The 26,837-nt window shown below is 42.9% G+C and carries 26 protein-coding genes and 1 tRNA gene; 16 read left to right on the top strand and 11 right to left on the bottom strand.

All coding sequences use genetic code 11. From position 1 onward, the window contains the following. Window positions 1-19: 19 nt before the first annotated feature. From WN50_RS02185 to WN50_RS02175, 3 genes are all read right to left on the bottom strand, one after another. A complete protein-coding gene (locus WN50_RS02185) occupies window positions 20-808 on the bottom strand; it encodes a Tic22 family protein (RefSeq protein ID WP_235440801.1) in 789 nt (262 codons plus the stop codon). A gap of 631 nt (window positions 809-1,439) precedes the next feature. Then, a tRNA-Pro gene (locus WN50_RS02180) sits at window positions 1,440-1,513 on the bottom strand. Window positions 1,514-1,729: 216 nt separating this feature from the next. Beyond that, window positions 1,730-2,278, bottom strand: a complete 549-nt coding sequence (locus WN50_RS02175; protein WP_046277734.1) for a GNAT family N-acetyltransferase — start codon at window positions 2,276-2,278, stop codon at window positions 1,730-1,732. Window positions 2,279-2,354: 76 nt separating this feature from the next. Between WN50_RS02175 and WN50_RS02170 the strand changes: the two genes are divergently transcribed. The 4 genes from WN50_RS02170 (at window position 2,355) to WN50_RS02155 (ending at window position 6,489) form a co-directional block, all read left to right on the top strand. Next, a complete protein-coding gene (locus tag WN50_RS02170; RefSeq protein WP_046277733.1) occupies window positions 2,355-3,080 on the top strand; it encodes a hypothetical protein in 726 nt (241 codons plus the stop codon). 267 nt (window positions 3,081-3,347) lie between these two features. Continuing rightward, window positions 3,348-4,214, top strand: a complete 867-nt coding sequence (locus tag WN50_RS02165) for an alpha/beta fold hydrolase (protein WP_046277732.1) — start codon at window positions 3,348-3,350, stop codon at window positions 4,212-4,214. A 154-nt stretch (window positions 4,215-4,368) separates the two neighbouring features. Continuing rightward, the gene (locus tag WN50_RS36805) at window positions 4,369-5,220 is read left to right on the top strand and encodes a calcium-binding protein (protein ID WP_049557662.1); all 852 of its coding nucleotides are present in this window, start codon (window positions 4,369-4,371) and stop codon (window positions 5,218-5,220) included. A gap of 291 nt (window positions 5,221-5,511) precedes the next feature. Then, window positions 5,512-6,489, top strand: a complete 978-nt coding sequence (locus tag WN50_RS02155) for a class I SAM-dependent methyltransferase (protein WP_046277731.1) — start codon at window positions 5,512-5,514, stop codon at window positions 6,487-6,489. On the opposite strand, the gene tsaD is transcribed toward WN50_RS02155, so the two are convergent. Further along, window positions 6,470-7,528 carry a tRNA (adenosine(37)-N6)-threonylcarbamoyltransferase complex transferase subunit TsaD gene (gene tsaD, locus WN50_RS02150; RefSeq protein ID WP_046277741.1) on the bottom strand — a complete coding sequence of 353 codons (1,059 nt, stop codon included), beginning with the start codon at window positions 7,526-7,528 and terminating at the stop codon, window positions 6,470-6,472. The genes WN50_RS02155 and tsaD overlap by 20 nt on opposite strands. Window positions 7,529-7,785: 257 nt before the next feature. On the opposite strand from tsaD, the gene WN50_RS02145 reads away from it, so the two are divergent. From WN50_RS02145 to WN50_RS02120, 7 genes are all read left to right on the top strand, one after another. Continuing rightward, on the top strand, window positions 7,786-8,274 hold the full coding sequence (locus WN50_RS02145) for a photosystem I reaction center subunit III (protein ID WP_046277730.1): 489 nt from the start codon (window positions 7,786-7,788) through the stop codon (window positions 8,272-8,274). A 59-nt stretch (window positions 8,275-8,333) separates the two neighbouring features. After that, the gene (psaJ, locus tag WN50_RS31700) at window positions 8,334-8,459 is read left to right on the top strand and encodes a photosystem I reaction center subunit IX (protein ID WP_072075533.1); all 126 of its coding nucleotides are present in this window, start codon (window positions 8,334-8,336) and stop codon (window positions 8,457-8,459) included. Between the two features lie 256 nt (window positions 8,460-8,715). Further along, window positions 8,716-9,525, top strand: coding sequence for a carbon-nitrogen hydrolase family protein (locus WN50_RS02140; protein WP_046277729.1), 810 nt, complete (start codon window positions 8,716-8,718; stop codon window positions 9,523-9,525). 61 nt (window positions 9,526-9,586) lie between these two features. Further along, window positions 9,587-10,996, top strand: a complete 1,410-nt coding sequence (locus tag WN50_RS02135; RefSeq protein WP_152964677.1) for a cation:proton antiporter — start codon at window positions 9,587-9,589, stop codon at window positions 10,994-10,996. A gap of 761 nt (window positions 10,997-11,757) precedes the next feature. Beyond that, on the top strand, window positions 11,758-12,288 hold the full coding sequence (gene ilvN, locus WN50_RS02130) for an acetolactate synthase small subunit (protein ID WP_046276768.1): 531 nt from the start codon (window positions 11,758-11,760) through the stop codon (window positions 12,286-12,288). Window positions 12,289-12,528: 240 nt separating this feature from the next. Next, the gene (locus WN50_RS02125) at window positions 12,529-12,927 is read left to right on the top strand and encodes a response regulator (RefSeq protein WP_046276769.1); all 399 of its coding nucleotides are present in this window, start codon (window positions 12,529-12,531) and stop codon (window positions 12,925-12,927) included. A 290-nt stretch (window positions 12,928-13,217) separates the two neighbouring features. Then, window positions 13,218-14,918 carry an ABC-F family ATP-binding cassette domain-containing protein gene (locus WN50_RS02120; protein ID WP_046276770.1) on the top strand — a complete coding sequence of 567 codons (1,701 nt, stop codon included), beginning with the start codon at window positions 13,218-13,220 and terminating at the stop codon, window positions 14,916-14,918. A gap of 41 nt (window positions 14,919-14,959) precedes the next feature. Here WN50_RS02120 and fcmC read toward each other — a convergent pair whose 3' ends face one another. Further along, a complete protein-coding gene (gene fcmC / locus WN50_RS02115; RefSeq protein ID WP_046276771.1) occupies window positions 14,960-15,499 on the bottom strand; it encodes a filament morphology membrane protein FcmC in 540 nt (179 codons plus the stop codon). 312 nt (window positions 15,500-15,811) lie between these two features. Continuing rightward, window positions 15,812-16,918 (bottom strand): filament morphology actin-like protein FcmB, encoded by a 1,107-nt coding sequence (gene fcmB, locus WN50_RS02110; RefSeq protein WP_046276772.1) that lies wholly within the window; start codon window positions 16,916-16,918, stop codon window positions 15,812-15,814. Window positions 16,919-17,382: 464 nt separating this feature from the next. Here fcmB and ftsH2 point away from each other — a divergent pair, with 464 nt between their 5' ends. Beyond that, complete coding sequence (gene ftsH2 / locus WN50_RS02105; protein WP_046276773.1) at window positions 17,383-19,269, top strand: ATP-dependent zinc metalloprotease FtsH2; 1,887 nt, start codon at window positions 17,383-17,385, stop codon at window positions 19,267-19,269. Between the two features lie 342 nt (window positions 19,270-19,611). Beyond that, window positions 19,612-20,202: a YkgJ family cysteine cluster protein gene (locus WN50_RS02100; RefSeq protein ID WP_046276774.1), complete on the top strand. Its 591-nt coding sequence runs from the start codon at window positions 19,612-19,614 to the stop codon at window positions 20,200-20,202. An 85-nt stretch (window positions 20,203-20,287) separates the two neighbouring features. Here the strand turns inward: WN50_RS02100 and WN50_RS35700 are convergent, their stop codons facing one another. From WN50_RS35700 to WN50_RS02080, 4 genes are all read right to left on the bottom strand, one after another. Next, window positions 20,288-20,839: a hypothetical protein gene (locus WN50_RS35700; RefSeq protein ID WP_235440800.1), complete on the bottom strand. Its 552-nt coding sequence runs from the start codon at window positions 20,837-20,839 to the stop codon at window positions 20,288-20,290. Window positions 20,840-21,013: 174 nt separating this feature from the next. Continuing rightward, the gene (locus tag WN50_RS02090) at window positions 21,014-22,969 is read right to left on the bottom strand and encodes an ArnT family glycosyltransferase (RefSeq protein WP_046276775.1); all 1,956 of its coding nucleotides are present in this window, start codon (window positions 22,967-22,969) and stop codon (window positions 21,014-21,016) included. A gap of 79 nt (window positions 22,970-23,048) precedes the next feature. After that, window positions 23,049-23,756, bottom strand: coding sequence for a TVP38/TMEM64 family protein (locus WN50_RS02085; RefSeq protein ID WP_046276776.1), 708 nt, complete (start codon window positions 23,754-23,756; stop codon window positions 23,049-23,051). Between the two features lie 107 nt (window positions 23,757-23,863). Further along, entirely contained in the window at window positions 23,864-24,838 is a 975-nt protein-coding gene (locus tag WN50_RS02080; protein ID WP_046276777.1) for a glycosyltransferase family 2 protein, read from the bottom strand. A 198-nt stretch (window positions 24,839-25,036) separates the two neighbouring features. On the opposite strand from WN50_RS02080, the gene WN50_RS02075 reads away from it, so the two are divergent. Continuing rightward, window positions 25,037-25,225 carry a DUF3479 domain-containing protein gene (locus WN50_RS02075; RefSeq protein WP_046276778.1) on the top strand — a complete coding sequence of 63 codons (189 nt, stop codon included), beginning with the start codon at window positions 25,037-25,039 and terminating at the stop codon, window positions 25,223-25,225. A 4-nt stretch (window positions 25,226-25,229) separates the two neighbouring features. Beyond that, complete coding sequence (locus WN50_RS37305; protein ID WP_152964678.1) at window positions 25,230-25,292, top strand: hypothetical protein; 63 nt, start codon at window positions 25,230-25,232, stop codon at window positions 25,290-25,292. A 73-nt stretch (window positions 25,293-25,365) separates the two neighbouring features. Here the strand turns inward: WN50_RS37305 and WN50_RS02070 are convergent, their stop codons facing one another. Continuing rightward, complete coding sequence (locus WN50_RS02070) at window positions 25,366-26,223, bottom strand: DUF4351 domain-containing protein (protein ID WP_046276779.1); 858 nt, start codon at window positions 26,221-26,223, stop codon at window positions 25,366-25,368. A gap of 217 nt (window positions 26,224-26,440) precedes the next feature. Between WN50_RS02070 and WN50_RS02065 the strand changes: the two genes are divergently transcribed. Then, window positions 26,441-26,837: hypothetical protein (locus WN50_RS02065; RefSeq protein WP_152964676.1), on the top strand; the 397-nt coding region annotated here is incomplete at its 3' end.

Genomic DNA, 26,837 nt, shown 5'->3' with positions numbered 1-26,837 from the left:
AACCGAGATTCACAAGCCTTTATCGGCCGCCAGAAGATTGCCGTTGTTGTTGGATATATTCCACTGTTTCGCGAGGGGGAATCAAAATCACCAAGTCTAAAAATTGGTCATTATCCGTGCGAAAGGCTTCGAGTAAAACCTCTAACGGCACGACCTCTATTTTGACCGAAGAAATTAAATCCGGCTGTTGAGTTTTAAACTGTTCTAGCATTCCCTGTAGGTCTTCTTTGGTGAAAAAGAAGGGAATCGCCTGTTTATCGCCCTGTTGGACGGTAATCACGCGATCATCTGCCCCCGCTCTAGCGATGAATAAGGGAACTCCCCGAAACTGATTAATGTCTTGACCATTTGCTTGTAAAACTGACTTGGCTGAGTTTAACTGTTGTTGAGTGGGTACAAAAGCAAACATTAACCGTTCTGGGTTATTTTGATTTTGCTGACCAATTTCATAAATTTTTCCCAGAGGTACAGCCGTGACTTGTACTGAAGAAGCCAGTTGAGGATTTTCGGTTTTCAGCTTGTTAATAAAAGCCTGAGCATCCTGACGACTGATGTACACTTCTACAACAGAAGCACTTTGGCCTCCACTTTCAGCCGTTCCAACCAAAGGTGAACCTTCTGCATCTGTAATGGTGAATACAGGTACAGCCCCCAATTTTTCTAAAATTTGCTCGGGTGTGAGTGCGAGTGCTGGCTGAATTCCCATTGAGAAAAAGCCTGGTACACCCGGAGGTAAGACAGGGTTAATCAGCAGATGACTACCCACTATTCCAAATACCACACTTAAGCGAGCAATTAATTTCATCATCTTTCCCTGTTTTTATTCTGAAAGAACATTAAATCAATAGACCTATTTTTAGATCTCAGTGCCACACAAATCCCTTTGATTTAACCTACTCTAAGAATGTTTTTTCGGTATCTTTCTAGGTCTGCTACACACTGTTTAGTCAGTCAAGAGGTTAAAATCAATCCTCTCTCAAGTGCTACCCCGGCTGAGTTGTTCCCTTCAATGACTTCAATTTTAGCCTTTGAATTTGATCGGGTTTCGGTGTTGATCTGCTAGAGTTTTGCTCTAGATAGTCAGAGTCTAGAGATGTCCAGATATTAGACTTGAACCTCTCTATTTTTTGAGCGATCGCACTCACATCAACCGAAAACACAAACGTTAAAGCCTATAGGAAAAGGCTACCGTTTTTGTTTAAACACAGACAAGTTGCTAGACGACCTCACCCGAGATTTTTCTCCCACAAACACCCTTTAGTTTTTTTGTTACGGATTATTTAACCATAATTTTTACTGATCCTACCACAATCCCCACTGACCGAGAGAACAGACGAGCTACCTCTGAGGTTTCCAGAGTTGGGGAGATTTGAGAGGAATATCACAGACTGCGATCGCATAGCGTGATTGTCTCCGTATTACCAGGTTTAAATGAAGAATCGGGATGACAGGATTTGAACCTGCGACATCCTGCTCCCAAAGCAGGCGCGCTACCAAGCTGCGCTACATCCCGTGAACTGTAATTTTTACAGAACTAACTTTAGTGTACAGCAAATCAGTGAAAATTGCAAAATTTCCATCTCACCAAGAAGTGGGAAATCAGTCACCAGTTAACAGTCAGCAGTCTGGTAGGGGTAATTGATGAATTACCTCTACACAGTCGTCACCCGTTTTTTCACTGTTACCTGTCCCCTGTAACCTATAGTCTTTTGCCTAATCAGCTGTCCCCTCAATCTGGATACCAAAACATTCCCTTAATCCCTTCAGGGTCAGGTATAAAGCCCAAATTTCGATAAAAATCTACAACATGGGGGTCAGCAAACAGAGTAATGTTACTGATATCCTCGCTACGCAACTTTTTGATAATAAACTTCATCAGAGCTTTACCCAAACCGCGATTCTGGAAATCCGGGTGAACCACCACATCCCAGAGCGTGGCATTAAAAGCATGGTCAGAAGTTGCTCTGGCAAACCCAATCAGCCGTCGTTGCTTGCCTTGGAGTTGCCACATCGAAACGACCAAAAAGCTATGTTGGATAGCCTTTCTAACTTTTCGTAAAGGGCGACGAGACCAACCCACCGCACTGCAAAGTTCTTCTAGCTCATAGAGATCGATATCACGATCTGTACTAAAAAAAATGCGACCATTACTATTAGTCGATGTGCGAACTGCCTGGGGTGCAGCATCGCTGTCCCCGTTATTATGAACCTCGTAGTCTGCTGTCGAGGAACTCGAAGTGGAATCAGAACCGCTAAACAAGTTTTTCCAGAAACCCATGCAGGTGTGGTTAAGGTAGTAGACGTTGAATGACCGTACTAGATAGTAGTATATCTCCCGTACCTTCTCCTCAATTATGGCTTTGGGCTTAAAATCGTCAACGCTGGAACTGCTAAAACGCTTCAATCGGGCGTTCCCACAGTTTTATGAGCAATTTGTCAGTAGTGAAATTCAACTCCAAAACCTCAAGCTGGCCTATGAGATTTACAAAACCAGACAAGCGGTTATTGAGATCAAACCCGAGGGAAGTCGAAGTGCGTTGCACTTTGCCTACCGCAATCAGTCTTTTCTTCTGAGCGATATTTTTGGGGTCTTAGCTGCTTACGGTTTAACGATCCATAATCTCAGTCTATACGGACAAATTTATCCTCCAATGTTGGTTTTTATCAAGTTAGTGGTTTCCCGAGGGGGTAAAGCACTCACGGATAAAACCGCAGATAATGTCTGTCGAGCGGTTCGAGAAGCCCTCGCCGGACACTTTGAAGTGGAGGAAATGTTAGCTGTAGAATTTAATCTAGACGCAGGCCTGGAAGATGTTGCTACCGAATTTTATGTTGATCCTGTGTTTCATCTTCCAGCCTTGTTGATAGAAGCCGACAACCAACCTGGCTTATTTTACAAGGTCATGTATGCCATCTGGCAAGAGGATCTGTTAGTCGTCAACGCTAATTTGTTAGTCTGGCGGGGCCGAACTCGTTTAATTCTCTATCTTCTTGGCCCGAACGAAAGCTTAATTCCCGATTACCTTGGCCAAAAAATCGCCGAAGGAATGCGTCAACGATTGATGGGAGAACGGTTTTAAACAGGCAACAGGCAATCATGCAATCATGCAACAGGCAAGAGGGAATAGGCAACAGGCAACAGGCAATCATGCAAGAGCGCAAACTTGCGACTCGGCGGTTTCCGGCGAGAGCAAAGTTTGTAAGAGAGGGAATAGGCAACAGGCAACAGGCAAGAAGGAAGGAACTGAACAGTGAAAACTGAAAAAACTGGTGACTGGTGACTGTAAAACTGGTCACTGGTGACTGGTGACTGTTAACTGGTCACTGAAAAAGGGTAGGATTAACATATGACAACTATCGAGATTCAAGGTGTCAAACACACTTACGAGTTGACCCCACCCACCCCCGAAAATCCTGTTATTGTTTTTATTCACGGCTGGCTGTTGAGCCGTCGCTATTGGCTACCGCTAATTGAACAGTTACAACCTGATTACCAATGTTTGTCCTATGACTTACGGGGGTTTGGTGATTCTCAACTTTTTTCTCAAACAAGGGGTGTATTGGATAAGCCCACTTTCAGCTACACTCCGGCTTCCTACGCCGAAGATTTAGCTTTATTGTTACAACACCTCAAAATTGACCAAGCTTGGCTTGTGGGACATTCTCTCGGGGGAACGATAGCGCTACAGGCTGCTGACCAACTTCCCCAACAGGTGAAGGGGGTTATTTGTGTTAACGCAGGAGGCGGAATTTACCTCAAAGAAGAGTTCGAGAAATTTCGTTCGGCGGGAAAACAAATCGTTAAGTTTCGTCCCCGTTGGCTAGCTGCTGTTCCCCTACTTGATCTTCTCTTTTCCCAGACTCAAGTCGCTCGTCCCATAGCCCGTCACTGGGGACGCCAACGGCTGATTGATTTTGTCGGTGCTGCGCCCGAAGCAGCTTTAGGGGCTTTGTTAGACTCCACCACAGAAGCCGAAGTTCATCGTCTCCCTCAATTGGTTTCTCGCCTCAAACAACCTGTTTATTTTTTAGCGGGAACCGAAGATCGAGTCATGGAACCCCAATATGTGCGTTATCTTGCTAGTTTTCACTGGATGTTTAAACAGGAAGACGGTAACGTAATTGAAATTCCCAAGTGCGGACATCTGGCTATGGTAGAGCAAACTGAAGCGATCGCCTCCCACATTTTAACCCTTCTCCAAAAACACCACTAAACAGGCAACAGGGGATAGGGCATAGGGGGTAGGGAAGAAAAAATGAAAAAGAGGGAACAGTGATTAGTTTTTTTTCTATTGATAATTAGCATACACACGATCGCAGAACAGTTGAGTACAGTTAAAAGTTAAGTCCTCAACACTCTTAATTCCTATGGTATTTTTTCTCAATGATGGAGGATTTGGTGTAATCAACTTTGGTGGAATTAATCCGCCTTCTCGCGAAACAGTTGTTAATAGCATCGTTGTTCCTCCGATTGTACCCAACGTTCCTTTAGCTGGAGAAGAGGTATTTTTTGAGCTAGAGAATGGAACACTCCGTCCCATTGTACCCGCTACGGGTAATCCTGAAGGGGTTGGGATTTCCGATTTTGAACCTTTTGAAATTAATCCTGTTACCGGAGAAATCACTTCAACAGGTGAGGTAACGTTCAGTACATTTCCCTTCTTTCAATATGGAGGAAACAACAATAGTAGTAACTTAAACGCCACTGAGTTAAACAATTCCGGCAATATTTCCAACTCCTATCAAAGTCACGATATCTTACTCGGAACTCCCGAAAACGATAGTTTAAACGGTGGTGATGGAAATGATGATCTCAGTGGAGGTTTAGGAAATGATACTCTCAACGGAGATAGCGAAAATGATACTTTATTTGGTGGTCAAGGTAATGACTTGTTAAATGGAGGTACAGGAAACGATGTTTTAAGCGGAGATAGAGGTCAAGATATTTTGACTGGGGGTTTAAATTCTGATGTTTTTATTCTCTCAACCTCGGCTGCAACCTCGGATTTTACTCAAGCTGATATTATTACAGATTTTCAAGTCGGAGTTGATCAAATCGGTTTAACAGAAGGGTTAAGCTCTATAAACCTTAACTTAGTCCCCTTTAATTTACTTGGCAGTCCCGGCACTATAATTATTAACAATAGCTCAAATACAGCGTTAGGATTTGTTAGCAATATTCCGACTAACGCACTCTGGGATAGTTTTATATCTGTTTAATCTGAAGATCAGAATTTTAGGTTGACTATCAGTAATCAGTCGCCCATTGATCAAAATTTGGAAAACTTAAAATAACTTATCAAAAATGAGTAGACATCCAATTTAGGCATTGATAGAATGAGAGCGTCGTGCGTTGCTAACCAGATCTTAAGTATGAGTAGCAGTTCAGGGAATTATAATTATTGAGTGCGTCTATATTACCAAGTTTTGTCGAGACAATAGATAATCAATGATCAAGTTTTGCATCTACAAAATTTCCAACTTTTATATCAGAATTTAAGCCAGGATACCATGACTCAAACATTACTATGCCCACTGGATCAAACCCCTTTACGGAAGTGGCTTTCTGTTCCAGGCGATCACAGAAAGCCCAACGAAAAAACATCTTACCAACTCTATTGGTGCGAAACCTGTCAGTATGGTATTCTACATCCTCGTCCAACTGAGTATGAGGAGGTTAGGGAGTTTTACGATGTTAAAGATTACTATACCCATTTCGATAAAGCTCAAGAAAAAAACAGCTCAAAGAAGAAGGCATTTTTCGATAAACTACTGGTTCATCTCGCCTGGAAATTTGACCAAGGTAAAGAAATAACGGCTTCTCTACTGCAAAAATTCATTGATCGCCAAGGCACTATCTGCGATATTGGTTGTGGTTCTGGACATTTACTTTCAGCTTGTCAGCAACTCGGCTATTGTGTTTATGGACTTGAACCCGATGCAGAAGCAAGGGCTGTGGCGGTGTCAAAAGGTCTGCAAGTCAAACAAGGTACTGCGGAAGATTTATCCAATCATTTTCCAGAGCCATCTTTCGATGCTATTGTAATGTCACACGTTCTAGAACATTGCCTTGATCCAATGTTAGCCTTGACGAACGTGAAAAAAGTGCTTAAACCCAAAGGTATATTTATCTGTGAAGTACCGAATAATGATTGTATTGGAGCGCGATGGTCAGGAGCTTCGTGGAGTCACTTGGATGTTCCTCGTCATCTTCACTTTTTCACAGAAAAAAGCCTAGTATCTTGTATTCAAAAATCAGGATTCCAAATTCTTTCTACTCAATTTCGGGGATATTGCCGACAATTTATTCCAAAAAATACACAGATAGAGCAACAAGCCTATAATTTGTTTTCCCTGCGGAATGGGAAAGAATCTTTACCAGTGAAACCCTCTGCTAGAAGCAGGTGGATGATGTTGGCATCCTCTGCGTTGGCTTCTGCATCCCGCAAGTATGATTCCGTATCTGTAATCAGTTGTCTTCCAGATTAATACCGGGATAAAGCTGCATTACCTCTTCAATTTTGAGCCTAGAAGTTGCTCCTAACGTTAAAGATGATGTATGACCTCGATTGAGATGATCACAGGCTGCACAGGCAATCATGGCGGCGTTATCGGTACAATATTTTAAGGGGGGAAACAAGACTTGGATATTATGCTGACTGGCCGCTTCTTGGAGATAGTGGCGTAAACCGCTATTCGCTGCGACACCCCCACCCACTGCTATGGTATTGAGTCCGTAGTCTAACGCACAGGCGATCGCTCGTTTGGTTAAACTGTTGACAACGGTTTGCTGAAAACTGGCTGCAATATCATTAACGGGTAATTCTTGACTCCGTTCAAACTTTTGGACTAGACGCAAAACTGCGGTTTTCAAGCCACTAAAACTGGAATCATAGGGATGATAACTGCCATCGGGTCGAGAAATTTTCCCTTCCGGGAGTGGAAAAGCCTGGGGATTTCCTTGAGTTGCCAGTTTATCAATAATCGGGCCACCCGGATAGCCTAAATTGAGTAGTCTTGCTACTTTATCAAACGCTTCACCTGCGGCATCATCTCGCGTTTGGCCGAGGGTTTCGTATATTCCGCAGTCTAACACCCGAATTAAACTGGTATGACCTCCTGAAACCAACAAACAGAGAAAAGGGGGTTCTAAGTCAGGTTGAGTTAAATAGGTTGCATAAATGTGGCCTTCGAGGTGATGAACGCCTAAAAACGGCTTGTGGTGTAATAGGGCTAGGGTTTTGGCGGCGGTTATCCCAATCAATAAAGCACCCACTAACCCAGGGGCGCAGGTCGCAGCAATGCCATCAATATCAGTCCAGGTGAGTCCAGCTTGGCCTAAAGCTTGGTCAATCAAAAGATTAACGGCTTCGAGGTGATGTCGAGAGGCAATTTCCGGGACAACACCCCCAAATTCTTGATGAATAGCAATTTGGGATGCCACAACGTTGCTGCAAACTTTACGATTTTTTACGATTGCGACCCCGGTTTCGTCACAACTTGTTTCAATTGCTAAAACTGTAGCCATTGACTGATAAATTCTTGATTGAAACGATTGGGTTACTTCTAGTAGCTTAATCATTTAGCGTAACCTGAACACATAGGACATCCAAAACTTTATCCTGTAGGAAAAGAAACTCCCACAAAACCCTCATTAGGGTCAGGGGGAGTCTGTCACGAGGATGTCTTGTACTTTGCTCGAAAGAATTCAGATGGCTTCTCAACGAGCGGTCTGAAACAATTGTACAGAAAACTTATTGTTTTGTAACAAAAGGAAACAGTTCTATGCGACGATTGTTGGCTATAGTTTTAGCTTTTGGTTTGTGGATCAGTATTGTGCCGTCCGCTTCAGCGTATAACTTAACCCCTTGTTCGGAATCTTCAGCATTTCAGCAACGGGCGAAGATTTCCATCGCCAACAGTGGAAACCCGGATCTGGCTAAAGCACGGTTTGAGCGGTATTCTCAAGCGTTGTGTGGGGAAGATGGTCTGCCTCACTTGATTGTAGATGGTAGCCTCGCTCATGCTGGTGAGTTCTTGATTCCCAGTATCTTATTCCTGTATATTGCAGGATGGATTGGTTGGGTTGGTCGGGCTTACCTACAATACGCAAAAACAACCAAAGACCCCGGCGAAAAAGAGATTATTATCGACGTTCCGGTAGCAATCAAATTCATGCTAGGCGGCTTTATCTGGCCTTTAGCGGCACTCAAGGAAGCAACTTCTGGCGAAATGTTTGCCAACGATAACGAAATCACCGTTTCACCCCGCTAATTGGGCTTGAGCCTATCAACTGTTCTGTTTGAATACCTTTCAAAAGGAGATATAATCCCATGAAGAATTTTCTCACCTATCTCTCAACGGCACCTGTATTAGCGGCTGCGTGGTTTGCAATTACGGCTGGAATCTTAATTGAATTCAATCGTTTCTTCCCCGATCTTCTGTTTCACCCGCTCTAAACCGTAATCGGTCATACTAGGAATATCTGGGGGACTGAGAGCGAGGAAATCGAAATAATCCTCAAATCAAGAGGAACAAAATCTTGTCTGTCCTGTCACTGGGATGAACTCGATCCCTCGAAATTGATCCTTATTGATCCTCAGTCCCCCTTGAAGATTCGATAATTCAATCAGAATCTGCCGTTATACTGTTTGGAGATAACGGTAGTTGTCAGTATCGTTTTTCGCTAACTGTCCCCAGGTCGTTTTTGGCTCTATGAGATCCTATCTTGTTGCTGCAATTCAAATGACAAGTCTGCCCAAGCTACAAAAGAATCTAGCTGAGGCAGAAGAGTTAATCGATTTAGCCGTGCGTCGAGGGGCGGAGTTAGTCTGCTTACCAGAGAACTTTTCATTTATGGGCGACGAGCAAGAAAAATCTTCTCAAGCCTCCGAAATCGCTCAACAGACTGAAAAATTCCTCAAAACCACAGCCCAACGCTTTCAAGTGACCTTACTTGCGGGAGGGTTTCCAGTCCCAACTGAAAATAACAAAGTTTATAATACAGCTTTACTGATTGATCCGAGTGGGAATGAATTGGCTCGGTATCAGAAAGTGCATTTATTCGATGTCAACCTGCCCGATGGTAATACCTATCACGAATCTTTTACTGTTATGGCAGGTCAACAGTTACCGTCGGTTTATCAGTCCGAGGAACTGGGAAATTTAGGCTTATCGGTTTGCTATGATGTCCGATTTCCTGAACTTTATCGCCATTTATCCAATCAAGGCGCCCAAGTTCTGTTTGTTCCGGCGGCTTTTACGGCTTATACCGGAAAAGATCACTGGGAAGTGTTGCTGAAAGCCCGAGCCATTGAAAACACCTGTTACGTCGTTGCACCCGCGCAAACGGGAAATCACTATGGTCGGCGCTACACTCACGGTCATGCGATGATTATCGACCCTTGGGGTGTGATTTTAGATGATGCCGGAGATAAACCCGGAGTGGCGATCGCAGAAATTCAACCAACTCGCCTGGAACAGGTGCGTGTCCAAATGCCCTGTCTCAAGCATCGAGTGTTCTAGTTGAGTCAACTTGAATGATCCTTCTTCAGTTAGACTAAACACGATGAGTTCTGCGGAATGAATGATTGATCTCGTTGCCGGGGTGAGTTTTTCCCCTCTGTTTTCAATTCCCTTATTTGATATTCTCCCCTTACTGGCAACTGCGACAGAAGAAGCATCTGCCGAACCCGAATCCGTCTGGATTTTGTGTGGGGTGTTGCTGAGTTTAGTTGCCATTTTCATGGCCAGTAAAATCGGCGGAGAATTTTTTAACTGGTTAGGATTTCCGCCTGTACTGGGTGAACTGGTTGGTGGTGTGGTGATCGGGGTGTCTGCCCTGCATTTAGTGGTGTTTCCTGAAAATGGGGATCACACTAGCTCCCTGATTATCACCCTTTTGCAAGCGACAACGGCGTTAGACCCTCAAGCCGCTCAAGCCACCTATGAAGCAACTAGCGAAGTCCTTTCGGTTCTCGCTGAATTAGGGGTAATTATCTTATTGTTTGAAATTGGATTAGAGTCCAACGTCAGACAACTCCTGGAAGTCGGTATCCAGTCTTTATTCGTGGCGGTTGTCGGGGTGACAGTTCCCTTTGCTGCTGGAACCGCAGGCTTAATCCTGATTTTTCATACACCCCCTATTGCGGCTATTTTTGCAGGTGCAGCTTTAACGGCGACTAGCATTGGCATCACCTCGCGGGTTTTAGCAGAAATTGGTCAACTTTCGTCTACCGAGGGTCAGATTATCCTGGGGGCTGCGGTGATGGATGATATTTTGGGAATTATCGTTCTAGCAGTTGTTGCCAGTTTAGCGAAAACCGGGGAAGTTGATGTTCTCAATGCGGTTTACCTGATTATTAGTGCAAGCGTTTTCCTGGTGGGCGCAATTCTCCTGGGTCGCTTTTTTAACAGCACTTTTGTCAGCCTCGCTAAACAGCTCAAAACTCGCGGTAGAGTGGTGATTCCGGCTTTAACGTTGGCGTTCATTCTGGCTTATATTGCGGCGGCGATTAACCTAGAAGCGATTTTAGGGGCGTTTGCGGCGGGTTTAGTTCTCGATGAGACTGATATTGAAGACCAACATTTAGAGAATCTGATTATACCGATTGCTGATGTGATCGTTCCAGTTTTCTTTGTGACGGTGGGAACGAAAACGGACTTGAGTGTGCTTAACCCCGCCATACCCGAAAACCGTGAAGGTTTAATTATTGCCTCTTTTCTGATTATAGTTGCCATGATTGGGAAGGTGGTTTCGGGTTGGAGTGTCTTTGGTTTACCTCAAGTTAACCGCTTGGCGATTGGTGTGGGAATGATTCCTCGAGGTGAAGTTGGACTGGTGTTTGCTGCTGTGGGTTCTGATAGTGGGGCGTTGTCACCGGCTTTAGATGTTGCCATTATTTTAATGGTGATTCTCACGACCTTTGTAGCTCCGCCTCTGTTGCGAGTGGTGATGAAAACGGAGGAAGTTCCCAAACCCGAGACTTCTGGCTAAACAAGATTCAGCAATGACTGGTGTTAGGGATTTGGGGTTGGGAGTTTGGGTCAGATGGTACTATTATCCCAATCCCTCATTCCTAATCCCTCAAAAAATGGGTCACTCATTTGGGGGGTTGATCAGATTGTGAGTCCGTCACCTCAATCTTTGTAAAACCCGCCCCTACAGGCCAGGGCTGTTTCAAAATTAGATCTTGCATTTCAATGAGCGCATGATTGCCTTTTACCTAGCTTTTGCTAGAACTGTTAAATTCCTGAAAACTGGTGAAAGGTTTTCGATAAAATCGAGAGATGCAGATTGTTGATCAAGCTCAAGTTTTGAGGTGAGTTGATCTCGTCGAGCGCAGCCTAATTTGACATACTCCCCATTTCTAAAGAAAGGGGATTCTCCAAACACGAGCGGTTTTGGATTACTGATTCATTGACAACCCTTACAGCAAGCTGGTTTCCCAATCTGCGCTCTTTGGGGTGAGTCTCCCCAGTCGTTCATCCCATTTCAGAGATAGTTTCGGTATGCCCTACCGTACTTGAGAAAAAAATGCTTGATTCTCTGTACTTGGTGCTTTAAGGTTTTATATGGCCAAAGCATTCCTGGCAAGAACCCCATACCTTAAGTTTTCAAGGTTCATTGCATCGATTAGATGCTGGGTTTTTCAACTGGTTGAATACCCGGCCAGTAGAATTATTATAGCATTTTCCAAACCTAGTATCCCCATACCTAAAGGTAGGGGCGTGTGCAGCAATTTTTGGTAATTCAAGATGAAACATACTCTTTCTGTTTTAGTAGAAGATGAAGCGGGTGTTCTAACTCGCATTGCGGGTTTATTTGCACGTCGGGGTTTTAATATTGAAAGTCTGGCAGTCGGTCCTGCTGAACAAAGCGGGATCTCTCGAATTACAATGATTGTTTCGGGAGATGATCGGATTATCGAGCAGATTACCAAACAACTCTATAAACTGATTAATGTCCTCAAAGTCCAGGATATTACTGAAATTCCCTGTGTTGAACGGGAGTTAATGCTACTGAAGATTAACTGCAATGGCAGTGCCATGCGTTCAGAAATTATTGAACTCGCTCAAATTTTCCGAGCGCGAGTTGTTGATATTGGGGAAAACACTCTTACGGTGGAAGTCGCCGGAGATCCTGGAAAAATGGTTGCGATTATTCAAGTGCTGAGTCGCTTTGGGATTCGGGAAATTGCTCGGACTGGAAAGATTGCTCTGACTCGTGAGTCAGGTGTTAACACTGAGTTTCTCAAAACTCAGCCAATGGAAACCAGTCGCCTGTGAATTTCTGTTGGGTTGACTCAATAATTCTCCAGCCTCGTTCTTTTCAGTTCGTTGTTAGGGCCAGGATTGTTCAGGTAGCAGATGCAGAGGGGACAGAAAATATATGATAGGTTAGAAGACAAAACAAAAATGAGTACAGGTTGCGCTTCTATGCTTTTCTTTGTAAGAAAGTTGAGCTTGACCTGTACCTGGAATCAGCCAGCAATTCAACGCTCAAGAGTGCGATCGCCAAATCCAGAGATGTCTAAATCTAAACTCAAGCTCATGGTGGTTGATGACGAGCAGGATAACCTCGATCTGATCTACAGAACATTTCGCCGTCAATTCCCGATTTTTCTCGCCGATAGTCCAGCCACCGCGATGAAAATTATAGATGCGGAAGGAGAAATGGCTATTATTATTTCGGATCAGAGTATGCCTGAAATGACTGGGATTGAATTTTTGAGCAAAATTAGCGATCGCTTCCCTAATACGATTCGGATTCTGCTGACGGGTTACTCTGAAGATGCTCTAGAAGATGACCGGGAAATTTTGAAGGCGGCTCAAATTTTTCAATGTGTCACTAAGCCCTGGGAAGCGGAAAATCTTAAAGCGATTGTTCAACAGGCGGCGGAAGTCTATCAAGCGAGTTTAGAGTGACCAGTAAACAGTTTACAGTAAACAGTGACCAGTTACCAGTTCAGTTACCAGTAAACAGTTTCTCCCCCGCTCCCCCATTCCCTATTCCCGATTCCCGATTCCCTGTTGCCTTTTGCCTTCTTTTGCCTCTTGCCTCTTGCAAGATTGCCTTTTGCCTTTTGCCTGTTCACTGATAACTGTAATAAGGGGGTTAATTTTTGTTAAGATGGGTTTGATTGAAAAATGTATGATACCTAAATGCCGGGGTTACGTCCTCTGCATATTAACCTTGCTGTCTTGGACAATACCTGATGCTGCGACTCGAACATATTAGTAAAATTTACCCCACTGGGGTTATTCTCAAAGATGTCAACTGGGAAGTCAAACCTGGAGAGCGGATTGGGTTGGTGGGGGTCAACGGAGCAGGTAAGACGACCCAACTCAAAATTATTGCAGGTGAGACAGAACCCACTTCGGGACAGGTGATTCGTCCTGCTAGCTTGAATATTGCCTATCTGACTCAAGAATTTGAAGTTGATCCGACTCGCACGGTTCGTGAAGAATTTTGGACGGTATTTGTAGAAGCGAATAAAATTCAAGAATCCCTGGCTCATGTCCAACGAGACATGGAAACGGCTAGTCCTGAGCAACTTGATTCTCTGATTACGAAACTTGATCGCCTACAACGCCAATTTGAAGGCATTCATGGCTATGCTTTAGAAGCGCAAATTGAGAAAATTTTACCCGAAATGGGGTTTGAATCGGAAGATGGCGATCGCCTCGTGAGCGCCTTTAGTGGCGGTTGGCAAATGCGAATGAGTTTAGGAAAAATCCTCCTTCAAAAGCCAGATTTGCTGCTCCTGGACGAACCGACAAACCATCTCGATTTACAAACCATTGAGTGGCTAGAAACCTATCTCAAAGGCTTAACAACGCCGATGGTGATTGTTTCCCATGACCGAGAATTTTTAGATCGTCTCTGTACTCAAATTGTCGAAACGGAACGGGGTGTTTCGACGGTTTATTTAGGAAACTATACTGCTTATATTGATCAGAAAGCTGAAGCACAAGCGGCACAACTGACAACTTACGAACGCCAACAAAAAGAACTTGAAAAACAACAGGCTTTTGTTGATCGATTTCGAGCCAGTGCTACAAGGAGTACGCAAGCGAAAAGCCGTGAAAAGCAACTGGAAAAAATAGAACGAATTGAAGCACCAACTGGGGCGTTAAGAACCTTAAAATTTCACTTTCCTCCGGCGCCTCGAAGTGGTCAAAGTGTAGTTGAGATTAAAGATCTCGTCCATATGTATGATGATAAAATTCTGTTTTTGGGAGCAGATTTATCTGTAGAACGAGGCGATCGCATTGCATTTTTAGGGCCGAATGGTTGTGGGAAATCAACGCTATTGCGTCTAATTATGGGATTAGAACAGCCGAGTGAAGGCAAAGTTAGCTTGGGACAACATAACGTTATTCCGGGTTATTTTGAACAAAATCAAGCGGAAGCTTTAGACTTAGATAAAACGGTTCTTGATACGATCCATGATGAAGTTCCCGACTGGAAAAACGAGGAAGTCAGAACGCTTTTGGGTCGTTTTTTATTTAGTGGAGAAACGGTTGCCAAGAAAGTCGGTGCTTTGAGCGGAGGAGAAAAAGCGCGATTAGCGTTAGCTAAAATGCTGCTACAACCCGTTAATTTGCTAATTTTAGATGAACCGACCAATCACCTAGATATCCCGGCTAAGGAGATGCTAGAGGAGGCTTTACAAAGCTATGACGGAACCGTGATTATTGTTTCACACGATCGTTATTTTATTTCTAAAGCTGCGAACAAAATTGTAGAAATTCGAGAGGGAGAGTTTCGCACTTATTTGGGCGATTATCACTACTATTTGGATAAAATAGAAGAAGAGAAAGAACAAGAACGTTTAGCTAAAATTGCCGCCGAAAAAGCCGCTAAAAAAGCCGAAAAAGCTGCTAAAAAGAAAGCCGGCAGTAAACGTCAGTAAGCTAAATTTCTCCCGAGTCAGTCAAGCAGTCCGATTCCGATCTAAAAGTCATCAATCAGTGAACTCAAACGCTGCAAAACTGGATCGGACTCTTGCTGAGGGGTAGGCTTTTCTTCTGGTTGGACAGGTTCCGCGACAGGTTGAATGGATGGAGGTTGAGGCGTTTGAGTAACAACAGCTTCAGGAGTCGGTGAACTCGGTTGTAAAGTAACAGCTACTTGTAACTGAGCAAGCTGTTGAGTCATTTGAGTTAATTGACGTTGAAGCTGTTGAAAACGAGTTTCTTCAGAAGCTAACATTTGATGTTCTAAATGAGAAAGCTGCTTCTGAAGTTGAGTAATTTGTTCTTCTAACTTTGGAGAACTGACAGGCATGGCTGGCATCGATGATAAGCTGGGTGGAGTAGCGGGGGACTCTGAGACAAACAGAAATTGCCAAAGGGCTTGCTTGCAGAGATTACTAAACGTCTGATATTTCGTCAGAGATAGCTCTTTTTCGATCGCTTCCCATAAAGCTTGATCGGCAGCATCTTCGGTTGTAAACGTAACGGACTGAGTGAGTTTTTTATTAGGCCGGAACATAATTCAAGTTAAAAGTTTCTGCCTGCAAGATTCCAAATCGGGGATGCAGATTTTTAGAGCGCACCCAGCTTAATTGACCACCGACAAGGACTTGTATCTAAATTCCCCTTTCTGATTGAAGTTTACAGCCACAAGCTGCAAGCAATCACGATCGAAGCCTTGACTCAAAGCCAATTGGTTTCAGTGTATCAGAATTCCGCCGAGACTTCAGTATTCAGCCCGCCCTGTTTGTCTGCTGTTTCCGGTTCATTTAGGCAAAGCCTAACACCGAACAACTAAGGGCTTGAGCCGGGGCGGGTTGAGTCGAGGAAGTTATCGCTTCACCAGTTGAGCTTCGCCGTAGACAAATTGACCTAAAGCATTCGCCTTGCGAGCGGGTTGAGCTAAATGCGCTCTAAGTTGAGCTTGTTTGAGTAGAGGTTGAAGATCTTCCCAGAAAAACTCGCCCCCGCCACCGGTCAAGACGACATCTGTAATTCGTTCCGGGAGCCATTTCACTAAACGAGAAGAGAGTTCTTGAGCGAATTTTTTGCGTAACTCGGGTACAATCTCATCTAAATTCGCAGGTTTAGCGGAGCCAAGAGGACGATAGAAGCGTTGACCTGCGGGACGATGAACGGCTTCTAACAGATATAAAGATTGACTGTCTGCTCCTTCAATTTTTGCTGCTACTTCTGCATAAAACTTGCTCATCGCAAACACTTCACTCTTGGAAACCCCACGAGCAAAGCGGAAACTGTCAACCGTCAAAAAGTCCGTTGTTTGGTGTCCTACATCAACAATAGCTACCGATAAATCGGCAAAATTGGGAGTTTCCTTACTTTTTTGAGCCTCACACCAAATCAAGCTACCATAGCCTTCAGGCATCACCCGTACACTCTTAATCTCTATAGTGATTTGTTCGCCTCTAAACAGCAGAACATGGGGTCCGGTTAACAAACTGATAATCTGTTCTTTTTCTCGTTCAAACTGCTCTTGAGAGTAGAAAGGCAAACCCAAGACCACATCAACATCGCCTTTGATTTGAAAATATCCAGCACAAGCAAAAGTCTTGATCAGGGCATCATCGACTTTCGAGGGACTATCAGTTGTATCTCCACCAAACAAGTTAGCCCCAAAGTCAGCCGCCAGTTGACCGACTGCATAACCATCTCCGCGATACTCTAACCATAGATCCAACAACGGATCGGTATCTCGAGACTCAAACCCACCGCCTCGGGCTTTTTCAACGGTTAGTTGTGCGACATTAGAGGGAATGAATACCACTTCATTGGGGTTCCGACTGACACAAGCTTTGGTAGATGTCCGTCCCAAGTCAACACTGAGAATCGTTCTCCGATTGTTGCTCGTTGCTTGTCGGTTGACAATAGCATTGGGAGCGACTGCGGGCTGTCCGACTGGTTGTTTATTACTTTGCATTAGAACAAATTACCTCACGCAAACTCAAGATTATAATGCCCGATTTCTATACCATTTACACGCATAACATTTTCACATAGACGGAGAATCTGAAGTTAAACCGAATCGGACTGTTAAAAATTCAGGCTAGGGGCCTAGACCTACAAATCCAGTCAAACATCAGGAAGGGTGAAAATAGTAGAAGTAGATGAGTGGGCAATCAGCCCTGTTGCGTTTTCTCTGTCGAGCTTGTTGAGTACGTCGAACCCCAGGGTGTTATCTCAACCTTGATCACCAAGCCTCTGTCTTTTTGATCCTCTCCTCTCCCTTAGTGAGCCACTTTATCACGAGGAGAGATCTCTGTAGTTGATCGATCAGCGTGATTTACGTTAAATTTAATTAAGATTATGAATAATCCAGCCAGCAGTTCACCCGCACTGTGGTTTGACACAATAGGTTTAACAAGATCAGAGGCAACTTAATTTATGAAAACAACGTGGAGAACGATACTACTTTGGACATTACCAGCGTTAGTCATCGGGTTTTTCCTCTGGCAGGGAGCATTTAGCCCTGCTGCGACGGACATGAGTAACAACACAGCCAGCACTCGCATGAGTTATGGTCGTTTCCTAGACTACTTAGAAGCTGGTCGTGTCACTAGCGTTGACCTTTATGATGGAGGTCGAACCGCGATCGTCGAAGCCGTTGATCCCCAACTTGATAACCGTGTACAACGGTTGCGGGTGGACTTACCCAATAACACACCTGAATTAATCTCTCGCCTGCGAGATACCCAAATTAGCTTTGATACCCATCCTCCTCGCAATGATGGGGCAATTTGGGGATTACTCGGTAATCTCGTCTTCCCAATTTTACTAATTGCAGGCTTATTTTTCCTGTTCCGTCGTTCCAACAACGTTCCGGGTGGCCCCGGTCAAGCCATGAACTTTGGCAAGTCCAGAGCGCGCTTCCAGATGGAAGCCAAAACAGGAGTCCTGTTTGATGATGTTGCTGGAGTCGAAGAAGCCAAAGAAGAACTTCAAGAGGTTGTCACCTTCCTGAAAAAACCCGAACGCTTTACCGCAGTTGGCGCCCGCATTCCCAAAGGTGTGCTGTTAGTTGGCCCTCCTGGAACGGGTAAAACCCTCTTGGCTAAAGCGATCGCCGGAGAAGCCGGAGTTCCCTTCTTTAGCATCTCGGGTTCAGAATTTGTCGAAATGTTTGTCGGAGTCGGCGCTTCTCGGGTGCGTGACCTGTTTAAAAAAGCAAAAGAAACCGCTCCTTGTATTATCTTTATTGATGAAATTGATGCCGTTGGTCGTCAACGGGGTGCCGGAATTGGCGGAGGAAACGATGAACGCGAACAAACCCTCAACCAGTTACTCACCGAAATGGATGGCTTTGAAGGCAATACAGGTATTATCATCATTGCTGCAACCAACCGTCCTGACGTTCTCGACTCCGCTTTATTACGTCCTGGCCGTTTTGATCGTCAGGTAACAGTTGATGCTCCCGATATCAAAGGTCGTTTAGAAATTCTAGAAGTTCACGCTCGTAATAAAAAACTCAGCCCGGAAGTGTCCTTAGAGACGATCGCTCGTCGGACTCCAGGCTTTACCGGGGCTGATTTGGCGAACCTCCTCAACGAAGCTGCTATCTTAACCGCTCGTCGCCGTAAAGAAGCGATTACAATGCCAGAAATTGATGATGCGGTGGATCGGGTCGTTGCCGGGATGGAAGGCACTCCGTTAATTGATGGGAAGAGCAAGCGGTTAATTGCTTACCATGAAATCGGTCATGCAATTGTGGGTACTTTGGTCAAACATCATGATCCGGTTCAAAAAGTGACTCTGATTCCTCGGGGTCAAGCTCGCGGTTTAACCTGGTTTATGCCCGATGAAGAACAAGGTTTAATTTCACGAGCGCAAATTATGGCACGCATTACAGGCGCCTTGGGGGGTCGAGCCGCAGAAGAAGTCATTTTCGGGGATGCGGAAGTAACAACAGGCGCAGGCGGCGATTTACAACAGGTTGCAGGCATGGCGCGGCAGATGGTGACTCGTTACGGAATGTCGGATTTAGGGCCGTTGTCGCTAGAGTCTCAACAGGGCGAAGTTTTCTTAGGCCGTGATTTTGCCACCCGTACCGACTACTCTAATCGGATTGCGTCTCGCATTGATAGTCAAATTAAAGAGATTGCTGATCATTGCTACCAGCAAGCTTGTCAAATCATTCGGGAAAATCGTGTCGTGATTGATCGTTTGGTTGATTTATTGATTGAGAAAGAAACGATTGATGGGGATGAATTCCGTCAAATTGTTGCAGAGTACACAGAAGTTCCTGAAAAAGAACGTTTTACACCTGTGATGTAATCTCTAATAGGTGTTGGGAGACAGGAGACAGTCAACAGCGCAAACTTGCGGCCCGGCGGTTTCCGCCAGAAGCACAGTTTGTAAGAGAGTGAACAGATAATCTTGATAGTTGATAACTATAAACTGTCAACACGGCTGACTGGTTACGGTAGAAACCCGGTTTCTGCTAGAAACCGGGTTTCTGGTTTGTACCTCATAGGAGCGCACACCGCTATAGTTGATAACTATAAACTGTCAACACGGCTGACTGGTTACTGTCTTCCGACACTCTAAACTCTACGTTGGTTCTAGTAATAATTAATTTTATTCACCTTATTTCTCTTCAACCTCTGTAAAAATTTTATGAGTCTAGATATCGCCGCGCAGGTGATGGAGTCGTACAGACAAATTGACCAAGAGATAGAAACCTTTCAGACTGAAACTCAACTACATTGTCCGACTGGATGCGGTTGGTGTTGTGAAAATCCGAATGTGGAAGCGACACCCTTAGAAATGTTACCTCTGGTATTGGAATTGTTTCAACGGGGAGAGGTTGACCAGTGGCTTCAACAGGCGGAGGATTCGGATTTTCAAGGGCAATGTATCTTTTACAAAACTGACCCCTTTGTGATGGGAAATGGTCGCTGTCAAGTTTATCTTTGGCGCCCTACAATTTGTCGATTATTTGGGTTTGCGACGGTAACATCCAAGTCAGGAGAGGTACAATTAGCGGCTTGTGTTCGTCATAAAGCAGCGATACCTGATATTGTCGCACAAACTCAAGTTTTAATCAATCAAAAAACCGTTCATCCGCCCAATTTTGCTGATATTTCTCAACAAATAGCCAGTTTAGAACCCGGGTTTGGTCATCAGCGTTTACCCATTAATGAAGCGTTAAAAGTTGCGGTTGAAAAGGTGGGGCTGTATTTGCAAATGTTGGGTCAAAACAAGTAATTGTTCAAGCCGGAAGGGAGAATAATCATTCTTTTTCTAACTTAACGAAAGAGAGATTATTTTCCCTTGAAGTTCACTCACTCTATTATATAGCAATATAGACAACTGCACCATCACCGCTAGGGATTTTAGTTGTTACCCATCCTTTTTTCTGCAATTCATCTAAATTTTTGCGAAGTATTGGAAAGCAATGTTTAGTTTCCTTAAAGCACTCATATTCTGTTACTCCTTTTTTATTTTCTTCTTTTTTGATAAACGTTAACAGTTGCATTTCGACAGAACAATCTAATCCTACACAAATTGAATCCTTTACCTTTTGTTTTAGTTCTGGAAAAATAGGTAAATTATCAATCTCCTGACAAAAGCATTGACCAGTTTTATCCTTTTTTTGATCATTTTTTTTACGCTCTTTATAAATAGCGATAAGCAATTCTTCTAAACCATACTTGGCGAGAGCATCAGAAGCGAGTCCAATAATTCCTAATAACACGATTCCGCCAATCATTCCACCCGGCCCTAAAAGTGCTAATGCAGCAGTAATAGCAGCAGCCCCGGTAAATCCCGTTGCTGCCATTGTAATGACAAGAATAACAGCAGGTAAACCAATTCCAGCTAATTTTCTAACAATTTCATCCATGACGCACGTTCCTTTTAGTATGTCCGTTCATGTCTTTAGTCTAAACCTAGAAACTGTTTCGCCGCATCAGTGAAAATACGGAAATATTCATGTGATTTTAAAATGTTAAAATTAACTACAATTTTTGTTGATATGTTAGCTCTATTATCCGAAATTACTTGCAGGATATCAGGATTATTCTTTTCTGAGTACGCTGACTGGATCGGATGACCACTCTTGAACAAAAGTTCCCTGGGGAGTCACCAGCTTGTTAATTTTTTCATGCTCTAGTCTGACTGAAATTACTTCACAAGGGTTAAAGTTTGTATGGGGATCGACCTGTGATTTTTGATTAGAAATATTTTCAGGATTTATATGTTTAATTCTGAATTTATTATTTTTATCCTGTTGTAAGAGTACCCAAAAAGGATATTCCCAGTAGGCATTTCCGACGGTTTCTCCAGTTCCCAAAGACAAGCCAATATCAGGACACTTCTGATTAGTTTTAATAAAATCAACGGCTTCTATATAGGGGTCTTTCAAAAAGGGTCTGTTGATAAAATATAAATCAGTTCGACTGGTGTTTAAAATATTCTGTTCGCTCAAAATTGGACGAAATTTATTTTCAAATACCCAGGGCATAGATGTCAATAATAAAAGTATAGCAATGGCGGCGACCAAGCGGCGATTAATTGTTTGAGAATAGACCAAACCAACAGTGGACGAGAGCAAAACAAAAGCAGCCAGATGATGGCGACTTTGATAGGGTTGAATTTTTAACATTAAACACACTAATAAGAATCCGGCAACCGTTGCCATAGAATAGCTTAAAAGTCGTTTATTTTGTCTGGTTTGGGAGCTATAAATTAATAGGCAAAAGGCAATTAAAATTAAAAATAAATGCAAAGGATTTCCCGCTACATTTTCATCGAGTGAAATTCCGGGAACTGTATAGTTTTTCCAAGTGGTTCTCGGATCGTTAGGATCGACGCCTAAAATGTTATGAGTTATTTCAATTAACTTGGCAACCTTTCCTGTCGTCGGTTCGATAATTCCTTCGAGTTGTAAATGTCTAACAAGATCTGCATGAAGAGAGAGATTCCGAATTACATTGGAGATAAAAGTTGGCACGCTATAGACTTCTATTTTATATTCTACGGCAAAGTTTGCAGGTGTGCCTAAAGGGGTTCCAAATAAATCAAGATTTCGCCAGTAATGATTAATATTTAAACTGATAAAAATTAGGGTAACAATGCAAATTTGTCGGAAAACTTGCCAACGAAAACGAATAAGTTGCACCAAGAAAAACCAAACCAAGAAGGGAAAAGCATAAACATAGCCAGAACTTTTAGTCAAAACAGCTAACCCTACACTCGCACCGATGCCTAAAAGTATCGGAATGGATGGTTTTTTTTCTGTTAAACCTAAAAGCACATAATGGGCTAAACAAACTAACCAGAAGGAAACTGCATAATCATTCTGAGTGCTAGAAGCTTGGAGAATACCCATCGGAATTGTTGCACAAAAAACCGCAGCAAAAATCTGACCACGTTGTTCCGCTCCGAGTTGTTTGGCAATCACAGAAACCCCGATAATACTGCCAAGCATACTAAACCATTGCACCAAATTCGCAAACCAATCACTATGACTAAGAATTTGCAGGTGCATGATAGCAAACTCTGCAAACGGAGGATGAAAAAGTTGAGGTAAGAAATAGGTGGGATAATGAGCAACAGTTTTGTTTTGCATCCAGTGAACAACTCGACTCATATGATAAGTCATCGAATCCCAGGTGTTTGGAGGAGCTACAATTGCAATTAAACCGACTATAGCAAGAATAAACGTGACTCCACCGATTAAAATTAAAGCGGTGGAAGAAAGATGAGAAATTTTTGGAAATTGTAGCGCTCGCTGTTTTTGTTTAACTTGCCGATAATAGATGAAACTGCATACCAAAGTTGTTAAAATCCAGAGAGCGGCAACTGTTGGTTCGGTGAAAAGTTTAAAGAGACTTAATAGTTCTGTAAAAGCGGTTAATAGAACTCCCCAAATTAAAGTTGCAGATAAAGTGGCACTACGCCAGTCTTGATTGGGACGACTTAAAATTAAAAATAACAAAATCAATGAAATGAAAGGAAAAATAACTAGCATATACCGATCTCCTTTTCCTTAATAACTGATTTGATCAAGTAAGTTGACTAATAATTTAACTGGGTATTAATTGCGGAATTCATAATTCCTTATCGTGTAAATCAGAAGATTGCGATCGCTCTATTTCTTGTAAAATTTGAGGCGGAGGGCTGCGGCGTCTGCGATACCAAGTGGCTCCACCTACCAGCATTCCGGTTAAACTTAAAGCCCCAACTAAGGGTAACACATCCCCAGTTCTTAAGGCTTTTAATCCCGTACTTCCTAACATCACAAAGGGTAAAACACCGGGAATTGTTCCTAACATTGTACCGATGATATAATCTTTATAACTAACTGAAGTTAAACCCGCAGAAAAGTTAACTAAGCCATAGGGAATAATCGGTAATAAACGAATGGCAAACATATAAAAGAGTCCCCCCTGTTGCATTTCTGCATCCATCGCTTGCCATCGTCCCGTGAGTTTTTTAGCGACCCAATTTCGGCCAATTGTTCGCGTAAAGGTAAAGGCGATAATGGCAGCGATAATTGCTGCAATACTTGTCCAAACTGTTCCCAACCATGGGCCAAAGATTGCGCCTCCCGTTAAGTTTAAAGCGGTTGAGGGGAGGATAAGAATTGTCGCTAATGTATAAACGATAATATAAATAACTGGCGCCCAAATGCCAGCTTTTTGTAACCATATTTGTATTTGTTCGGGGTCTAGTCCTCCCAATAGATAAACGGCGATAGCTGTTGCAAAGATACAGATTAGAGTCAGGAAAATGATTCCTTTTTTTAATTTAAACATTCATTTTCATCCTTTCTTATGGGCTGAAAAAATTTTTTATTGAGTGATTGAAAGGGCTGACAACTTGCGAGTTTAATTTCTTGATAGTTGACGGGTTTTGACTCAATTTATGAAGATAAATTTTGTTGGTAAACTGTATCAAATCCATAACAATCTCGCACGAGATAAAGGGGTCGTCTCTTGACTTCATCGTGAACCCGACTGAGGTATTCTCCAATAATTCCTAATGTTAAAAGTTGAATTCCACCTAAAAATAAGATTGCCACCATCAAAGAAGCATAACCCGGAACATCAATCCCTAAAATTAAAGTTCTAATAATCAGAAAAGATCCGTATATAAAAGCCAGTAAAGAGATGAATAAGCCTAAGTAACTCCAAACTCTCAAAGGCATTGAACTAAAGGATGTAATTCCTTCAAGGGCCAAATTCCACAGTTTCCAATAGTTCCATTTTGTTGTTCCTTGAAAACGGGGAGGGCGATCATATTCTATGAAGGTTTGTTGAAAGCCCACCCAAGCAAATAAACCTTTCATAAACCGATGAGTTTCTGGGAGTTGTTTTAAGGCGTCTACCACTCGTCGATCCATTAATCTAAAATCTCCAGTATCCCGAGGAATTGCAACTGATGTCATCTTTTCAATCACTCGGTAAAAGGCATTTGCTGTTAGTTTTTTCAGCCAACTTTCACCTTGACGCGATCGCCGTTTACAATAAACCACATCATAACCTTCCCGCCATTTTTTGATTAATTCTCCGATTAATTCCGGGGGATCTTGTAAGTCTGCATCGATGGGAACAATAGCCTGTCCCGTCGCATATTCAAGTCCGGCTGTTAGGGCAATTTCTTTGCCAAAATTTCGAGAAAAATTAACAACTTTAATATTAGGGTTTCGATGATGATGTTCAATTAAACCCTTGAGTGTTTGATCTCGACTCCCATCATTGACACAGACAATTTCATAGGTTAGATCTAGGGGTTCAAGGACGGTCACTAATCGTTCAAAAAGAGAGTCTAGATTAGGTTCCTCATTATAACAAGGAACAACAACAGAAAGCACAACAGAATGGGGTTCTGGAAACATATTGATCTCTCTGCGAAAATTCCAGGTAATTGTCGCGGTCTATTGATACTCTTGAATCACAATTTTAACAGTAGATGCTTCAGCGATACAACGCAAAAATTCGTAGAATAGATGGGGAAGCTTCATTCAATCTGAACTGTTCTCAGTATACAATTAAAATTCCGAGGGAAACATAAAGAATTTTTGCAGGTTAGAGCGATGAAACGGATTGTATTAATTGCTGGGTTTGAATCTTTTAACGCTGATTTGTACCGTCAGGCGGCTCATTTAGCCTCTGAGCGCTGTCAGGATTTAGAAATTGACGTTTTTAGCGATCGCGCCCTCAACAGCGAACCAGACACCGTAGACGCGGCGTTACATACGATAAGCAAACCCCGAAGCATTTAGGAATATTGTCGGTCGAATATTAGAAGCCAATGGTCGAGGTTTATGGGAAAAAACGCAGAAAAGTTAGAAAAATTACGGCAGTTGGATGAGTCAGCATAAGCCGATATCGAAGGCGTCAAGATTGAGTAAAACTATCTCATTTAGCTGGCATTTTCTGAGGTAAACTGTTCAATAAAAGTGACGACTTCCGCAATCTCAGTAAAATCTAATAATTCCTCACCCAAAGCATCTAACTGAGGTAAAGATAGACTGCGAATACGTTGTATAACTTCTGGAGAAAGTTCACCAAAGCGACGAGTTAATTGACGAAGAATCAAATTAGCTTCTCCTTCTTCTCGTCCTTCTTCTCGCCCTTGTTGAACTCCTTGACGAACTCCTTGTTGCAGAATGTCTTGATAAATCACAGATTCTCGCATAATATCCTCCCGGAGTAATTGTTGAATCAGCGTTTTGTCATATCTTAAACCCGCAATAATTTGAACTGCGGCTAAGACATTTCGACGCTGTTCTATTGCTTCAATTTTAGCGACTTCTGCCGCCACTTGGGTTAACAATGTTTCTGGGGAATTGGTTTCTGCTAGGGGGGCTAAGGGTAACAACGCCCTATCATTGAGAAAAATAGCGGGGTTTTGTTCCCACATCCGAATAACTCGATAACGATGTCGGGTGGTTTCTGTGACAAATTCTTCGGTAAAAACCACTTCAGAAGTTGTGGCTTGCAGAAAGATAATAAACTGTTGAATGGGACGGCGATATTTGCGGTAAAGCCTCACCCAATAGTCTAACATCCGCAAGGGTAAAGGCGGTTCAGAGGTGGGTTGAGTTTGAAATTCTAGATGCAAAATTTGCTCGGATGTTTGTAAAAACGTGATAGCATCTGCACTAATCGGTTCAAGACTCAGTTCAGTTTTAAGAACTTGAATCGTTCCCAGTAACCACTGAGCAAAAGTAGCCGGAGATTCTTCTGCAAGCCGTTTACAAAGGTTATCGTAAGCCAATGTTAGCCGATGAAAAGATTATGGTTTAATTGTACAATAGTTTGGCAATGCGATCGCATTTGAAAATCATTAAATTAAGACTTCCGTATTTTTACTGAGAGAAATTTTCTTAAAAAAATCCGTACAATCCCTGATGCTTTTAACGGCGATATCCGCGAATATAGAGTTATCAGCCAAAATTAAAGCTGAGTTGATATTATTTCACAACTCGAAAACTATGATGACCTCCAAATTGATGGTTTTGACAGAAAATTTAGTTTCCTTTGAACAGCAAACAGAAGAAATAGTCCAGGATGCTAATTTTTGGAATAAACTAACAAAAGTTGCCGAATCAAGCAAAGAAGCAGCTACACATTTAACGACTCAAACAACTGATAAGCTTGGTAATGCTGCTAAAAGTTCAATGGAAGTATTGGCGAATACTGCCTCACAAACAGGTGAAGCTATCGGTCAAGCTACAACTAATACAGTTCATGCTGTGGAAAATGTGGCTTCTCAAACAGGTGAATTAGCAGGTAAACTCACAACAGAAACAGCTAGTTTTGTAGCAAATACAGCCTCAAAAACGGGTGAAGCTGTCGGTCAAGCTACAACTAATACAGTTCATGCTGTGG

Source organism: Limnoraphis robusta CS-951 (genome assembly GCF_000972705.2).
This window is presented reverse-complemented; position numbering and strand designations above follow the sequence as displayed.

What these genes read in the sequence shown, in the direction of transcription:
- WN50_RS02185 (WP_235440801.1), bottom strand. Translation starts at nt 808, where the DNA reads ATGATGAAATTAATTGCTCGCTTAAGTGTGGTATTTGGAATAGTGGGT.
- WN50_RS02175 (WP_046277734.1), bottom strand. Translation starts at nt 2,278, where the DNA reads ATGGGTTTCTGGAAAAACTTGTTTAGCGGTTCTGATTCCACTTCGAGT.
- WN50_RS02170 (WP_046277733.1), top strand. Translation starts at nt 2,355, where the DNA reads ATGGCTTTGGGCTTAAAATCGTCAACGCTGGAACTGCTAAAACGCTTC.
- WN50_RS02165 (WP_046277732.1), top strand. Translation starts at nt 3,348, where the DNA reads ATGACAACTATCGAGATTCAAGGTGTCAAACACACTTACGAGTTGACC.
- WN50_RS36805 (WP_049557662.1), top strand. Translation starts at nt 4,369, where the DNA reads ATGGTATTTTTTCTCAATGATGGAGGATTTGGTGTAATCAACTTTGGT.
- WN50_RS02155 (WP_046277731.1), top strand. Translation starts at nt 5,512, where the DNA reads ATGACTCAAACATTACTATGCCCACTGGATCAAACCCCTTTACGGAAG.
- tsaD (WP_046277741.1), bottom strand. Translation starts at nt 7,528, where the DNA reads ATGGCTACAGTTTTAGCAATTGAAACAAGTTGTGACGAAACCGGGGTC.
- WN50_RS02145 (WP_046277730.1), top strand. Translation starts at nt 7,786, where the DNA reads ATGCGACGATTGTTGGCTATAGTTTTAGCTTTTGGTTTGTGGATCAGT.
- psaJ (WP_072075533.1), top strand. Translation starts at nt 8,334, where the DNA reads ATGAAGAATTTTCTCACCTATCTCTCAACGGCACCTGTATTAGCGGCT.
- WN50_RS02140 (WP_046277729.1), top strand. Translation starts at nt 8,716, where the DNA reads ATGAGATCCTATCTTGTTGCTGCAATTCAAATGACAAGTCTGCCCAAG.
- WN50_RS02135 (WP_152964677.1), top strand. Translation starts at nt 9,587, where the DNA reads ATGATTGATCTCGTTGCCGGGGTGAGTTTTTCCCCTCTGTTTTCAATT.
- ilvN (WP_046276768.1), top strand. Translation starts at nt 11,758, where the DNA reads ATGAAACATACTCTTTCTGTTTTAGTAGAAGATGAAGCGGGTGTTCTA.
- WN50_RS02125 (WP_046276769.1), top strand. Translation starts at nt 12,529, where the DNA reads ATGTCTAAATCTAAACTCAAGCTCATGGTGGTTGATGACGAGCAGGAT.
- WN50_RS02120 (WP_046276770.1), top strand. Translation starts at nt 13,218, where the DNA reads ATGCTGCGACTCGAACATATTAGTAAAATTTACCCCACTGGGGTTATT.
- fcmC (WP_046276771.1), bottom strand. Translation starts at nt 15,499, where the DNA reads ATGTTCCGGCCTAATAAAAAACTCACTCAGTCCGTTACGTTTACAACC.
- fcmB (WP_046276772.1), bottom strand. Translation starts at nt 16,918, where the DNA reads ATGCAAAGTAATAAACAACCAGTCGGACAGCCCGCAGTCGCTCCCAAT.
- ftsH2 (WP_046276773.1), top strand. Translation starts at nt 17,383, where the DNA reads ATGAAAACAACGTGGAGAACGATACTACTTTGGACATTACCAGCGTTA.
- WN50_RS02100 (WP_046276774.1), top strand. Translation starts at nt 19,612, where the DNA reads ATGAGTCTAGATATCGCCGCGCAGGTGATGGAGTCGTACAGACAAATT.
- WN50_RS35700 (WP_235440800.1), bottom strand. Translation starts at nt 20,839, where the DNA reads ATGGATGAAATTGTTAGAAAATTAGCTGGAATTGGTTTACCTGCTGTT.
- WN50_RS02090 (WP_046276775.1), bottom strand. Translation starts at nt 22,969, where the DNA reads ATGCTAGTTATTTTTCCTTTCATTTCATTGATTTTGTTATTTTTAATT.
- WN50_RS02085 (WP_046276776.1), bottom strand. Translation starts at nt 23,756, where the DNA reads ATGTTTAAATTAAAAAAAGGAATCATTTTCCTGACTCTAATCTGTATC.
- WN50_RS02080 (WP_046276777.1), bottom strand. Translation starts at nt 24,838, where the DNA reads ATGTTTCCAGAACCCCATTCTGTTGTGCTTTCTGTTGTTGTTCCTTGT.
- WN50_RS02075 (WP_046276778.1), top strand. Translation starts at nt 25,037, where the DNA reads ATGAAACGGATTGTATTAATTGCTGGGTTTGAATCTTTTAACGCTGAT.